Raw genomic sequence first — 14,264 nt, forward strand, 5'->3', positions numbered from 1 at the left:
GAACGGACATTGAGAAATGTTACGTGCGCAAAAGTTATTCCTTGTGCGTTTGTGACGTTGCTCTCCGGCAAAACACCGATGCCAGGGGCGGGGGTTCGCGGCGTCGTTGTTTTGGGCCGCACCCGCTAACGCCGATCGCACCCGTAACCGCTGGTGCATTCGGCGGAAACGGGTGCGAAGCCAACGCCGAAGGGGTGCATTTGGCGGGTACGGGTGCGGGCACCGCGGAAACGGGTGCGAAGCCGACGCCGAAAGGGTGCGAACCCCGCCGGACAGGGCTTGGTAGAAACGCCAAGGCCGGACATCCGGCAGCGTGCGTCAAAGCGACGAAGGAGCAGCACGCCGAGGATGCCCGGCCTTTGGCCGTATGCACCAGGTCAACTCAGCCCAGCAACGCCTTTCGAAGCACGTCCAACCCCACCGAACCGATGTTCAGTGCTTTGCTGTGGAAGGACTTGAGGTCAAAGCCGTCCCGGGACTCGAGCTCGGCACGGATCTGCTCCCAGAGCCGCTGGCCCACCTTGTAGGAAGGAGCTTGTCCCGGCCAGCCGAGGTAGCGTGCGAACTCGAACTGCAGCTGGCCCTCGCTGATGTCCAGGTTGGCCTTGAGGAAGTCGAAGCCCTTTTCCGGAGTCCAGGTACCGGATCCCCATCGCTCGGGAACGGGCAGTTCCAGGTGCACGCCGATGTCGAACACCACGCGGGCTGCCCGCATGCGTTGTCCATCCAACATGCCCATGTGATCGCCCGGGTCCTTGAGGTAGCCAAGTTCCAGCATGAGCTGCTCGGCGTAGAGGGCCCACCCTTCACCGTGTCCGGAGACCCAGCAAACGTTGCGGCGCCAGTTGTTCAGGAGCTCGCGGCGGTAGGTTGCCGTCGCGACCTGCAGGTGGTGGCCAGGAACGCCTTCGTGGAAAACCGTGGTTGTTTCGGACCAAGTGGTGAAGGTGTCCTCGCCGGCGGGAACGGACCACCACATGCGCCCAGGGCGGGAGAAATCATCCGAAGGTCCGGTGTAGTAGATGCCACCTTCATCCGTGGGTGCGATCATGCATTCAAGAGTCCTCATGACGTCCGGGATGTCGAAGTGGACGTCTGCGAGCTCGGATACGGCCCGGTCGGAGAGTTCCTGCATCCAGGCTTTCAGGGCGTCGGTGCCGTGGATCTGCCGGGCGGGATCGTTATTGAGGATGCTCTTGGCTTCCTCGATCGAGGCACCCGGCTTGATCTGTCCGGCAACCTTCTCCTGCTCGCCGATAAGCCTGTCGAGTTCCTGCACACCCCAGGCGTACGTTTCCTCCAGATCCACTTGGGCGCCGAGGAACGACCGGGAAGCCAGGGCATAACGCTCGCGGCCAACGGCGTCCTTTTCGGGGGCGGCGGGCAACAGTTCGTCGCGAAGGAAAGCACCAAGTGTTCCGTAGGCTGACCGCGCGGCTGAAGCACCGGCGTCGAGCTTTGACTGCAGTTCAGCAGGAAGCGGCGCGCCCTCCAGCGAAGCGCCGGACGCCAGCTTGGCGAAAAAGCCGTCCTCCGCGGCGTACCGGCCGGTCTGTTCAATGACGATCCGAACCTGCCGGGCGGCCGATACCTTCCCATCCGAGGCGGCAGCGCGGAGAGAGGAAATGTAGCCCTCAATAGCGGCTGGTACATTCGCGGCCCGGCCGGCGATGTGCTCCCAGTGCTCAACGGTGTCGGTGGGCATGAGGTCGAAAATGGCGCGGATGTCCTGGGCCGGCGATGCGATGTTGTTCAGGTCCGCGGCGTCCCAGCCGGAGTCGTGGAACTCCAGGTCCAAGCCGAGCCGCTCGCGCATTGCGTCAAGGGTGACGACGTCGGACTCGTCGGCAGGCTCCAGGGCGGCCAGGGCCTCCAGCGCTTCCCGGGTGGCCCGTGCGTGCGCTTCAGCCCCTGCCGGCGAGTAGTCCTGGTATTCGGTTTCGTGTCCCGGCAACCCCAGCGTTGTGGCGAAGCTGGGATTGAGTTCGATCAGCTTTTCTGTGTACGCGTCAGCGACGGCATCGATGGCGGACTTCGGGCGTACAGGGGTGTTTGCAGTAGTCACCCACAGAGCCTAACCGCGACACCGCTTACGTGAAAGGGTTGTTGAACTTTCCGGGGAGGAAATTACCCGCGGCTGCGCCTCCACGCGCCAGGACCAGGGGTGGGATCCAGCCGCAACTGCTGGCGACGCACCCAGTGCCGGACGTTCGGCTTGGAAGGAGCAGCTTCCTGCCGGGCACCAAGGGAAACCACGACGGCGGCAATCGCCGCGAGTTCTTCGGCCGTCGGTTCCCCTTTGACCACCGAGAACAGCGGTTCAGCGGGTGTCTCTTCGGGCGCCGCGTCGGCACGGTGCTTCGGCGCCGTCACAGCGGGATGTTTCCGTGCTTCTTGGTGGGCAGGGAAGCACGCTTGTCCCGAAGGGCTCGCAGGCCCCGGATGATCTGGGTGCGCGTGTCCGAAGGCGCGATGACGGCGTCAACGTAGCCCAGCTGCGCAGCCTGGTAGGGGTTGAGGAGTTCTTCCTCGTAGCCCTGGATGATTTCGGCACGCTTGGCTTCAACATCCCCTCCGGCCTCGGCAACAGCAGCGAGATCGCGGCGGTAAAGGATGTTGACCGCACCCTGGGCGCCCATGACGCCGATCTGGGCCGTGGGCCAGGCAAGGTTGAGGTCTGCACCGAGCTTCTTGGAGCCCATCACGATGTACGCGCCACCATAGGCCTTGCGGGTGATGACCGTGAGCTTCGGGACTGTCGCCTCTGCGTAGGCGTAGAGGAGCTTGGCTCCGCGCCGGATGATTCCCTGGAATTCCTGGTCCTTGCCGGGGAGGAAGCCGGGGACGTCCACCAGCGTGATGATGGGGATGTTGAAGGCATCGCAGTGGCGGACGAACCGTGCCGCCTTTTCCGAGGCCGAGATGTCCAGCGTTCCAGCAAACTGCATTGGCTGGTTGGCAACGATGCCCACGGTGTGCCCCTCGATGCGGCCGTAGCCGATCATCACGTTGGGTGCGTACAGCGACTGCATCTCAAGGAAGTGGGCGTCGTCAACGATCTGCTCGATGACCTTGCGCATGTCGTAGGGCTGGTTGGCCGAGTCCGGGATCAGGCTGTCAAGGGCGAGGTCGTCGTCGTTGATTTCCAATTCCTGGTCGTGCTCCACAACGGGGGCCTCGGACAGGTTGTTGGACGGAAGGAAGTCCAGGAGCTCGCGCACGAACTCGATGGCATCAGCTTCGTCGGATGCCAGGTAGGTGGACGTGCCGGTGGTGGCGTTGTGCTGCCGGGCGCCACCCAGGGTTTCCATGTCCACGTCTTCGCCGGTGACTGTCTTGATGACGTCAGGGCCGGTGATGAACATGTGGGAGGTCTTGTCCACCATCACCACGTAGTCGGTCAGGGCGGGGGAGTAGGCTGCGCCACCGGCGCAGGGGCCCATGATGAGGGAGATCTGCGGGACCACGCCGGAAGCGTGGACGTTGTTGCGGAAAATGTCCGCGAACATCGCCAGCGAGGCCACGCCTTCCTGGATGCGTGCGCCGCCGCCGTCGTTGATGCCGACAACCGGGCAGCCATTCCGGAGGGCGAATTCCTGGACCTTGACGATCTTCTCGCCGTTGACCTGGCTCAGCGAGCCGCCGTAGACGCTGAAGTCCTGGCTGTAGATGGCTACCAGGCGACCGTCCACGGTTCCGTAACCGGAGACCACGCCATCGCCGAGGGGCTTCTTCTTCTCCATGCCGAAGGCGGTGGAGCGGTGGACAGCCAGGGCGTCGAACTCAACGAAGGAGTCCGGGTCAACCAGCAGGTCAATGCGTTCGCGGGCAGTGTTCTTGCCGCGCGCGTGCTGCTTTTCGATCGCTTCCGGACCGGAAGGCTGCTCAGCCCGTGCCTGGCGGTCGCGGAAGTCGGCAATCTTTCCCGCTGTCGTTGTCAGATCGTGGCTCATCAAGTGTCTCCGGCTCTGTAGCTGATATTCGCTGGCGCAGTCCTATGTGCGGACAAGTAGCTGACTTAAGTAGCTTCCGTACAAAGAACAGGCCCCGCAGGCCAGTCTAGTGACGCGTTTGCCGCGAACCGCTGTAGAAACCCTACAATTTTCCGCGTCGTTGCCAAATCCTTCACTATGTTACCCGCCAGTAACATACGTGGGCTAGAGTGTCCCCATGAGTTCAAGCAACGACGCTTCCAGCACACTTTCCCAGGGCGGCACCCCCTATGTCGCAACGGGTTCGCTCAAGGACCGGACCATTCTGATGTCAGGCGGCAGCCGCGGCATCGGATTGGCCATTGCCACCCGCGCGGCCCGCGACGGCGCAAACATCGTCCTCATGGCCAAGACCGGCGATCCCCACCCGAAGCTCGAAGGCACCGTCTTCACGGCAGCGGAGCAGTTGGTCGCCGCCGGCGGCCAGGCCCTGCCGCTGGTGGGGGACGTCCGCAACGATGACGACGTCACCGCAGCGGTAGCCGCCGCCGTCGAGCGTTTCGGTGGCATCGACGTCGTGGTCAACAACGCCTCGGCAATTGACCTGTCCCGCACCGACGCCGTCGACATGAAGCGCTATGACCTCATGCAGGACATCAACGTCCGCGGCACGTTCCTGCTCTCAAAGCTGGCGCTGCCGGCCCTCAGGAAGTCCGGCAATGGCCACATCCTGACGCTTTCGCCACCGCTGAACCTCGATCCCAAATGGGCGGGGATGCACTTGGCGTACACCATGGCCAAGTACGGGATGAGCCTCACCACCTTGGGACTCGCCGAGGAATTGAAGGACGACGGCGTGTCGGTCAACTCGCTGTGGCCTTGCACGTTGATCGACACCGCCGCGATCCGGAACATGCCCGGTGGGCGGCAAATGGTGCAGGCAGCGCGCGGCCCGGAGATCATGGCCGATGCGGCGCACGCGGTGCTGACGGGCTCTGGAGCCACCGGAAACTTCTTTACCGATGAGCAGGTCCTGCGCGCGGCCGGTGTTACCGATTTCGCGCCCTACAGCCTGGGAGCCCCGGAGGGCCGCCTGGTACCGGACATCTTCCTCTAAGCGTATTCAGGGGTTCTTTTCAGGGCGGCCAGCGTACCGGGGCTGCACAACTGGATAGGATTCAGCTATGGATGCCGAACAGCCAGAGAGCAGCGAACAGCATGTCCCGTCGAGTGGCGCGGAACGGCCGGCGCTGGATCGCCAGGCGCTGCTGCAGCCGGACTTCCTGTCCGCCACCGGCATTTCGCAACTGAACATCGTCGACTCCACGGGTTCGACCAACACGGACCTGGTCCGGGCCGTCACGGTAGAGCCCAAAAAGTGGGCCGATCTGGCGGTGCTGACTGCCGAGCACCAAACAGCAGCGCGCGGGCGTTTGGACCGGCAGTGGGAAGCACCCGAGCGTTCTGCGGTGTCGGTCTCCATCGTGCTGCGGCCCGTCACTTCCCAGGGCATGCCGGTTCCCACCCAGAGCTACTCGTGGTTGTCGCTCCTTGCAGCCGTTGCCCTTCGTGAAGCGTTGCAGGAGACAGCCGGGGTGACCGCAGAGATCAAGTGGCCCAACGATGTCCTTGTGAAAGGGCGGAAGATCGCCGGCATCCTCGCGCAGATGACGCCCATGGGGGACGGATCCGTTCCAGCCGTGATCCTGGGGGTAGGCCTGAACGTGTCCCTCGCCGAGGAGGAACTTCCGGTTCCCACCGCAACCTCGCTCGCCGTGGAAGGGGCCACGACGACGGACCGCACCGCGCTGCTGAAAAGCTACCTTTCGCGTTTTGCCCGGCTTTACCGCAGCTTCTGCAATTCCGAAGGCGACCCTTCGGCCGGCCTGGCAGGGGGAGCATCCCTGCACAAGCGGGTCGAGTCCGCCATGGTCACCTTGGGCCGTGAGGTCCGGGCCCATTTGCCGGGCGACCTTGAGTTGGTAGGCCACGCCTCCCGCCTGGACGAGCACGGTTCCTTGCTGGTGGTGGACCACGGTGGACGCGAACACGTCATCACCGCAGGCGATGTGGTGCACTTGCGCGCCACAGAAAGCGGTTATGCGTAAAGAGTTGCTTCCGGGGGAGCAGGTCATCACCATCACGCGCCCACAGGGCCGTTCCCTCTTCATTCCCGTGCTGGCCTTCATCGCAGTTCCCGCCCTCGCTGCCTACGGCTGCGCCTGGATAGTCAAAGGCAACGCACAACGGTTGGTCCCTTTCATTACCGTGGAGTGGACACCGTGGCTGATGGGGGCCTGGATGGTGCTGGCCTTATGGTTCCTTCTGGCGTACAGCGTCAAGCGCGTCCTCAAGTGGCGATCCATCAGGTACACCCTCACGAGCCGGCGCATACTTGCCAGATACGGAATGTTCAGGCGCAACGACTGGCAGGTCTCCCTGGCGTCCATCCGCAATGTGGGAGTCCACCAGAGCCTGATCCAACGGACATTGCACTCCGGGAATATATCCTTGGATACCGGGCACCCTGGAACAGCCTTGCTGGCGGACGTCCCTGAGGCAGGTAAATTCAGGGGTTTCATTCTTGACGCAATGGACGAACTCCCGCAAGGTGAGGCATTTGAGGGTGAAGTACTGGGGGACTATGAAGAATTGCCGTGGGAATTGAGAGAAGGTGGATGAGATGAGCGTTGAGGATCAGCAGTCCGGCGGGGACCTGGACCAGGAGTTCGACGCCGTACCCGAACCTTCAGTGGACGACGACACCGAATCCGGACCCGCGCAAACTCCCGTGCCCACGGGTCCGCCCACCGGCGTGATGTCGGCGGAGCGCCTGGCCATCAAGGCCTTGGAATCGAAGCTCCTTGGCGGAGAACGCAAGCTTCGGCGTCGTGAAGTTGCCGCCGGCGCGGGCGTGTCCATTCTGTCTGCGCGCAAGGTGTGGCGTGCGTTGGGTTTCCCGAACTTCAATGATGAGGACGTTGCCTTCACCGAGCGGGACCAGGCCGCGCTGTCCAGCATCCTGGACCTGGTCCGCGCCGGGATCCTGACCGAAGAAGCAGCAATCTCCGTGACCCGGTCCATCGGGCAGATGACTGACCGCATGGTGGTCTGGCAGATCGAGGCCCTGGTGGAAGACATGGTGTCCGAGCAAGGCATTCCCGACGCCGTGGCCCGCAAGCAATTGGTTGGCCGCTTACCGTCCCTGGTGGACTCCCTCGAAGAAATCCTGGTGTATTCCTATCGGCGCCAGCTCAATGCAGGCGTCCAGCGGCTCGCCGTCCGGGCCGAGGCAGGGTTGCAGGCAAGCGAAGAAGGCCGCGAAGGCGACGAAGACGACTCTCCGCTGCCCTTGGCACGCGCCGTTGGCTTTGCCGACCTCGTCTCCTACACCAGCCTCTCGCGTCGGATGAACGAGAAAACGCTGGCCCAGCTGGTGCAGCGGTTCGAGAACAAGTGCGCCGAAATCATCTCCGTGGGTGGTGGACGCCTGGTCAAGACAGTGGGCGACGAAGTCCTGTACATTGCCGAGACGCCAGCGGCCGGAGCCGAAATCTCCCTCGCCCTGGCACAGGCTTTTACCGAGGACGAGATCCTGCCCCAATGCCGCGTCTCCATGGTGTGGGGGCGGATCCTTTCGAGACTTGGCGATATTTACGGACCCACCGTGAACCTGGCCGCGCGACTGACCACGCTGGCCCAGCCGGGGACGGTGCTGGTGGATGCCATGACGGCGGCAGCCCTCGGCCAGGACGACCGCTTTGTCCTCGTGCCACAGAAATCGGAGAACGTTCGCGGCTTCGGCGAGATCCACCCGGTCATGCTTGCGCGCGGCCGCGGCAAGGGCCTGGTCCTGGACTAAAACGCCCGCTCCGCCCGGAACTGTTTCGTGCCGGGAAGGCCATGTTGCGTCCGTCTTGGCTAATCGATGGATTAACCCGTTACTCTTGGGTTGTTTGTGTCGTGATGGTCCGGGGTTGGCTACGGGCTGTCTAAAAGTGGGGAAAATGGATGACTCTTGCCGATGGGTCCGGGAATCGCCGTGCCAGGATTCGCCGGCGGAAGGTCCTCACCGCTACCGCTTTTACGGCCGCAGCGGCAGTCCTGGTAACCGGTGCCATTCTCTATCCGGGTTTTAAGACCACGGAGGTGGACCTCAACGACGGCGGCGTCTGGGTGGTCAGTAAATCCAAGGGTGCCGCCGGAAGGCTCAACTATCCGTCCAAGTCCTTGGACGGTGCTGTCACCCCAGCCAGCAAGGACTTCGAAATCCTGCAGCAGGCCAGCGATGTTTTCATCGACGACGCCGATGGCGCCACGATCAACCCCGTCAGCGCAGCCAACATGCGCCTGGGTGGCGACCAGAAGCTTCCCGGTTCTGCAGCTGTCAGCTTTGGCAACAAAGTCCTTGCCGTCACCGACGCCTCCAAAGGCAAAGTCTGGGCACTGACGCCCGGCTCCGTGGGTGGCTTCAGTGACGAATCCGAGCCGATACTGGAACAGTCCACTGGCATCGTCTCTGTTGTTGGTACCGATGACACCATCCACACCCTGGATCCGGAGACTGGAAGCCTGACGGCTACCAAAGTGGATGCGAACGGCCAGTCCGTGGAATCCCAGAGCCGCAAAGACGACGCCTTGAAGGGAGCCGGAAACCTCCAGCTGACGGCTGTGGGGGACAAGGCAGTTGTCCTCAACGAGGCCACTGGAAACATCGTGCTGCCTGGTGGAGCAACCGTGCACCTGGACGACGCCCGCGATGCCAAGCTCCAACAGAGTGGGACCGCTGCGGATTTCGTTGCCATCGCCACCAACAAAGCCCTCCTGCTCCAGCCGCTGGACGGCGGGACGGCCAAGACCATCCAGGCCGACGGCCAAGGCGTCCCCGCAGCGCCGGTCCACTTGGGCACCTGCACCTACGCCGCCTGGTCCGGTGCCAACAAGTACCTGCGCGAATGCGGCAACGAGGCTGACAACCGCCGCGCCGACGTTCCCAAGGCGAGTGCGTCGCCGTCGTATGTCTTCCGGGTCAACCGTGATCTGGTGGTCCTGAACGACGTCAACTCCGGCAACGTCTGGATGGTCAACCAGAACATGCAGCTGGTCAACAACTGGGACGACGTCATCCCGCCCCAGCAAACATCGGACGACGCCGACAAAGACTCCGCGGACGAGGTCCAGCAAACGGTCCTTCCGGACCGGAGCAAGCCAAACACTCCGCCGGTGGCCAAACCGGACGCCTTTGGCGTCCGGGCAGGTAAGACGACCCTGCTGCCGGTGCTGGACAACGATGCCGATTCCGACGGCGACGTCCTGACCGTCTCAGCCGACCAGGTCCTCAAATCAGGGGCGCTGGCTCCTGTCTACGGAGGGACGGGCTTCCAGATTTCCGTTCCCGCCGAGCAGTCCGGCACGGAGACGTTCAAGTACTCAGTAGATGATGGCCGCGGGGGAACTGCCTCGACGAACGTGGACCTCAGGATTGTTCCGCCGGGCGAGAACGCAGCTCCGCAGCAGAAGGCCAACAGGAACAATGCCCTGGTGGTGCAATCCGGAAAGATCGCCAATCAGTACATCCTCAGCGATTGGATCGACCCCGACGGCGATGACCTCTTTGCGGTGGCAGCAAGCAGCAGCGACCCCGCCGACCAGGTCAGGATCAGGCCGGACGGGCTCCTGACGTTCCAGGACTCGGGGGCCGGACCGGGGAAGAAGACGATCTCCGTCACGGTATCGGACGGCACTTTGAGCACCGAGGGGCGGATCAGCGTCGATGTCCGCGCCGCAGGAGCCCTGCCGCCTATCGCGAATGCCGACCACGTGGTGGCGGTTGCCGGCCAGGACACCGTAATAGCTCCGCTGAAGAACGACTCCGACCCGCAGGGCGGCACCCTTCGGCTGGCACAAGCGCAGCCGGACGACCAAGCTACCGCGGTGATCGGCCCGGACCAGCAGACGTTCACGTTCAACTCCACGAGTGTCGGCCCGCATTACGTCACCTATATGGTCACCAACGGCCCGGCGAGTGCGCAGCAGTTGGTGCGCGTCGACGTCGTGTCCGGAAGCAATGACGGCGCGCCCGTAGCGGTCCGCGACATTGCGCTCCTTCCCAGCGGTGGCAGCACTGTGGTGGACGTGCTGGGCAACGACTCGGATCCCGCGGGCGGTGTGCTGGTTGTCCAGTCCGTCACCGCAGCCGACGGACTTCCGGTCACGGTAGCGGTCCTGGACCATTCGGTGGTCAAGATCACCGATATCCATGCGACGGGGCAGTTGTCCCTGAAGTACACGATTTCGAACGGCAAAGCCTCGGCCACCGGCGACATCTCCGTCCAGGTGGTTCCGGCCCCCAGCAAACTCCAGGCACCGCAGGCCAAGCCCGACGAAGTGTCGGTTCGGGTTGGCGATGTGGTCACCATCCCCGTCCTTGAAAACGACTCCGACCCCAACGGCGGCGAGTTGAAGCTCGATCCCGTCCTGGCGCAGCAGCCGGATGCCGCGGACGGGCGGATGTTCATCGCGGGCAATTACCTGCGCTTCATCGCGGGCGAGGTTCCGAAAACGGTGTACGCGATCTACAAGGTCAGCAACTCCTCGGGGCAAACCGACTCGCAGCAGGTGACCATCCGTATCCGGGCCAGGGACGACGCCACGAACACCCGTCCGGAACCACGCAACCTCACGGCCCGGGTAGTTGCCGGCATGACCGTCAAGATCCCGGTTCCGTTGGATGGCATTGATGCCGACGGCGACTCCGTCCAGCTCATCGGCGTGGACAAGGCACCTGCCATGGGCACCGCAGTAATACGGGACGGCTACATGGAGTTCACGGCCGGCGGAAAGTCTGCCGGAACGGACACGTTCAGCTACCGGGTCCGGGACCGCATTGGCGCCGAAAACACGGGTACCGTGATCGTCGGTATCGCTCCCGCCGAGGCCAACAACCAAAAACCGATTGCCGTGGACGATGCCATTGATGTCCGGCCAGGACGCCGCATTGCCGTTGACGCCCTCAAGAACGACTCGGACCCGGACGGTGACCCTATCGCCTTGGTCAATTCCTTCGAGGCCAACCCTGGGCTGCAGGTTGAAGCAGCCTCCGGGAAGATCCTCCTGACTGCCCCCGGCGCCGCCGGGACCGAAAGAGTCAGCTACCGGATCCAGGACGACAAAAAGGCCGAAGCCAGCGCCGTGGTCAGGGTCCAGACAAGCCCGACGGCGGCCCTCCACGTTCCGATTGCCGTGGACGACCGCATTACGCTCGCCGAGACCCTGGGCAAGACCGCCGTCGACGTCCCGGTACTCAAGAACGATTCCGACCCCGACGGCGTCGCCGAAGACCTCACCATCACGCTGCCGGACGGAAATCCGAACGCCCGTGTGGGCACATCGGGCAATGTTGTGGTGACCCTTGTTCCCCAGGACCAGCTGATTCCGTACACGGTCACTGATATGGATGGTCAGTCGGCCACTGCCGTGATGTGGATTCCGGGCCAGGGCCTCCAGTACCCGACCCTGGCCAAGACGGACCCGGTGGAAGTCATGTCAGGCAAGGACGTCACCCTGGCATTGCAGGAGTATGTCCGCGTTCGGGAAGGTCGCCAGGCCCGCATCACCGTGGCCGACAAGATCCGGGTACAGGGCGGCGACCCCACCAACGTGATCTCCGGTGACGGCAATGCCCTGCGGTATGCGGCACAGGCCGATTATGTGGGTCCCGGGTCCATCACCTTCGAGGTCACCGATGGTTCGGGCCCGGATGACTCCCAAGGGCTGAAATCGACCTTGACGATTATCACCAAGGTGATCCCGGACCCCAACGCAAACCACCCGCCAACCTTCAGCGGGGCATCAGTGGAGGCGCCTAAGGGCGAGAGTACGGATGTTGAGCTGGCCAACCTGGCCAAAGACGTCGATGAGCGCGACCAGGGGAACCTGAAGTTCGAACTCGACGGCCAGCAGCCCGCAGGTTTCCAGGCAAAGGTGGAGGGCACCGTCCTCAAGATCACCCCTGATCTGTCCCTCAATCCGGGAGCGGTGGGTTCCTTCCCGCTCAAGGTCACTGACGGCCGCTCCGATGCCGTTCGCGCCACCGTGACCGCCAGCGTTGTCTCCTCGAACAGGCCGCGCCCGGTCGCGAACGACGACGCCGTAGAGAAAGCCAACGCGGGTCGCTCGGAAACCATCAACGTCCTCGCCAACGACTTCAACCCTTTCAGCGACGCACCGCTGACCATTGAGAGTGCAGCGGTGGAGACCGGTTCTGCCGCAGGTCAGCCGACGGTTTCCGGGGAGTCGATCAGCGTCACCCCGGCGGACGGCTTCAAGGGCGTGATGGTGGTTCGCTACACCGTGCTGGACAAGACCAAGGACCCCTCCAGGCAAGCCACTGGCCGCGTCCGCATTACCGTGCGGGACAAGCCGGATGCTCCGTCAGCGCCCGTCGCCACGGATGTCCGGAGCCGGACGGCGGTGCTCAAGTGGACACCGCCGTCGGATAATGGCGCAGCCATCACCAAGTACACCGTGAAAGCGGCTGGGTTCGAGCAAACATGCCCGACCACCACCTGCACGCTTTCAGGGCTGACCAACAACGTGAAGTACGTGTTCACCGTGTTCGCCACGAACGAGGTAGGCGATTCGCCCGCCTCCGCGGCGTCCAACGAGATCCGGCCGGATGAGAAACCCTCACCGCCGGATGCGCCCACGGTCAAGGCCGGGGACAAGAACATGGCCATCACGTGGACCCCTGCCAAGACTGAGGGATCGCCGGTTAAGCACTACAACCTGGAGATCTCGCCGCCTCCGGCCAACGGTATTGCCGTGAAAAACGAGGTCACAGGGCTCACTTACACCTGGCCGGGGCTCACCAATGGCGTGAAGTACAAGGTGCGCGCCCAAGCGGTCAATGAACTCGGTCCCTCGGATTGGGGAATGTACTCCATCGAGGACAACCCCGCGGGCCTTCCGGGTGCCCCGGCAGCGCCCACCACTGCCGTAGTGCAGTCCGTGGGAACGCAAAACCAGATCCGGGCCGATTGGACCGAACCGGACATCAATGGTGATCCGATCAAGGCCTATTACGTCACCATGAGCGGTGGCGATGGGGTTACCCAAACGCAGACCGTTCCTGGCAGCGTGCGGTCAGCAACGTTCACGGCAAATAATTCCGAGGCGGGCTATACGTTCACTGTGCAGGCTGAGAACAAAGCCGGAAAGGGCGGCGTCAGTGCTGCGTCGGCTCCGCGCCGCGCCACCGGCAAACTCGGAACGGTTGGAAACGTCACGGCAACTCCGGCGAACACCGGCGGCGCCGGCAAACAGGTGACCATCAACTTTACGGCGCTTACTCCGGCGCAACGCAACGGATCCTCCCAGGGCGAAGTCAGCTACCGTTACAACGCGAGCACTGGCCAGTCCGGCCCCATTACTCCTGGACAAACGGTGGGTGGATTCACCAATGGGCAAGCCACATCAATCACAGTGACCGCGGTGTCGTCGGTGGCCCCCAGCTCGGATGCCAGCGCACCGGCTACAACCACACCGTATGGTTCGCCGGGCACGCCTTCTGCATCGGGTGCCAATGGTGGCCAGAACCAGACCACGTTGACCCTGAACTGGTCCTCGCCCTCCACGGCCAGCAACGACGTCGCGGTGACCAAGATCAGGATCACTGGTGGCGGAACAGACACGGGCTGGATCAACGAATCGGCCTCCGGCAGCAGGGTTGTTAATACCGGCGGCTACAACCAACCGCGCACCATCGAGGTCCAGACCTTCAACTCCGTGGGCCAAGGTGGAGGGGTGGCCTCGGCCAGCGCCCAGAGCGGTCCGCAGAAGACCTCGTGGGACGCTACTCTGCCTCCAGGCAGCTTCCGGACGTGCACTGACACGGCGGCTTCGGGGCAGACGTCCTGGGATCCGAAGCCCGGAGACCATCGGTGCGACGGCGTGGTCTACGGCGCCCCCTGGCAGTACGAGTCCAACGGCCCGTTCACGGTCAATTGCTACGTCAACCGCAGCACCCCGTACCTGAACTACGCTGCCTGGTACCGCCTGACCAGTGGCCCGAATGCAGGCCGCTTCATCGCTCAGGGCAACACCACCCTGGGCGATCCCGGACCCCACCAGATCCCGCAATGTTGAGGCCATCAGCATCGCAGTGCAGGGAAGTTGTCCCCATCGCCTCCCACGGCCTGACGGCATTAGGCTGTCAAAGCCAATGGATAGCCCGCTCCCGGGTTTCCTTGGCTGGCCGTGGGGCGCGTGGGATAGTCTTAGGGACTGAAAATTCCGCCGCCGTTCGGGGACACTGCGGATTGTACGGCTGCC

The 14,264-nt window shown here is 63.5% G+C and carries 8 protein-coding genes; 5 read left to right on the plus strand and 3 right to left on the minus strand.

Annotated elements, in window-relative coordinates; all coding sequences use genetic code 11:
- Positions 1-382 precede the first annotated feature (382 nt).
- The 3 genes from PJL15_RS16420 to PJL15_RS16430 form a co-directional block, all read right to left on the minus strand.
- A complete protein-coding gene (locus PJL15_RS16420; RefSeq protein WP_281452211.1) occupies positions 383-2,065 on the minus strand; it encodes a DUF885 domain-containing protein in 1,683 nt (560 codons plus the stop codon).
- Positions 2,066-2,127: 62 nt separating this feature from the next.
- Positions 2,128-2,373 carry an acyl-CoA carboxylase subunit epsilon gene (locus tag PJL15_RS16425; protein WP_281452212.1) on the minus strand — a complete coding sequence of 82 codons (246 nt, stop codon included), beginning with the start codon at positions 2,371-2,373 and terminating at the stop codon, positions 2,128-2,130.
- Complete coding sequence (locus tag PJL15_RS16430; protein ID WP_281452213.1) at positions 2,370-3,953, minus strand: acyl-CoA carboxylase subunit beta; 1,584 nt, start codon at positions 3,951-3,953, stop codon at positions 2,370-2,372. The genes PJL15_RS16425 and PJL15_RS16430 overlap by 4 nt, the downstream gene beginning before the upstream one ends.
- A 217-nt stretch (positions 3,954-4,170) precedes the next feature.
- Between PJL15_RS16430 and PJL15_RS16435 the strand changes: the two genes are divergently transcribed.
- The 5 genes from PJL15_RS16435 (at position 4,171) to PJL15_RS16455 (ending at position 14,078) form a co-directional block, all read left to right on the plus strand.
- Positions 4,171-5,049 (plus strand): SDR family oxidoreductase, encoded by an 879-nt coding sequence (locus tag PJL15_RS16435; protein WP_281452214.1) that lies wholly within the window; start codon positions 4,171-4,173, stop codon positions 5,047-5,049.
- Between the two features lie 67 nt (positions 5,050-5,116).
- The gene (locus PJL15_RS16440; protein WP_281452215.1) at positions 5,117-6,040 is read left to right on the plus strand and encodes a biotin--[acetyl-CoA-carboxylase] ligase; all 924 of its coding nucleotides are present in this window, start codon (positions 5,117-5,119) and stop codon (positions 6,038-6,040) included.
- Positions 6,033-6,614, plus strand: a complete 582-nt coding sequence (locus PJL15_RS16445; RefSeq protein WP_281452216.1) for a PH domain-containing protein — start codon at positions 6,033-6,035, stop codon at positions 6,612-6,614. Before PJL15_RS16440 ends, PJL15_RS16445 begins: the two co-directional genes overlap by 8 nt.
- Position 6,615: 1 nt before the next feature.
- Positions 6,616-7,794 carry an adenylate/guanylate cyclase domain-containing protein gene (locus tag PJL15_RS16450; RefSeq protein WP_281452217.1) on the plus strand — a complete coding sequence of 393 codons (1,179 nt, stop codon included), beginning with the start codon at positions 6,616-6,618 and terminating at the stop codon, positions 7,792-7,794.
- A gap of 149 nt (positions 7,795-7,943) precedes the next feature.
- A complete protein-coding gene (locus PJL15_RS16455; protein ID WP_281452218.1) occupies positions 7,944-14,078 on the plus strand; it encodes an Ig-like domain-containing protein in 6,135 nt (2,044 codons plus the stop codon).
- Positions 14,079-14,264: the final 186 nt, after the last annotated feature.

It is taken from the genome of Paenarthrobacter nitroguajacolicus (assembly GCF_029952445.1).
GTDB classification, from domain to species: Bacteria; Actinomycetota; Actinomycetes; order Actinomycetales; family Micrococcaceae; genus Arthrobacter; species Arthrobacter nitroguajacolicus_B.

What these genes read in the sequence shown, in the direction of transcription:
- PJL15_RS16445 (WP_281452216.1), top strand. Translation starts at nt 6,033, where the DNA reads ATGCGTAAAGAGTTGCTTCCGGGGGAGCAGGTCATCACCATCACGCGC.
- PJL15_RS16430 (WP_281452213.1), bottom strand. Translation starts at nt 3,953, where the DNA reads ATGAGCCACGATCTGACAACGACAGCGGGAAAGATTGCCGACTTCCGC.
- PJL15_RS16455 (WP_281452218.1), top strand. Translation starts at nt 7,944, where the DNA reads ATGACTCTTGCCGATGGGTCCGGGAATCGCCGTGCCAGGATTCGCCGG.
- PJL15_RS16450 (WP_281452217.1), top strand. Translation starts at nt 6,616, where the DNA reads ATGAGCGTTGAGGATCAGCAGTCCGGCGGGGACCTGGACCAGGAGTTC.
- PJL15_RS16435 (WP_281452214.1), top strand. Translation starts at nt 4,171, where the DNA reads ATGAGTTCAAGCAACGACGCTTCCAGCACACTTTCCCAGGGCGGCACC.
- PJL15_RS16440 (WP_281452215.1), top strand. Translation starts at nt 5,117, where the DNA reads ATGGATGCCGAACAGCCAGAGAGCAGCGAACAGCATGTCCCGTCGAGT.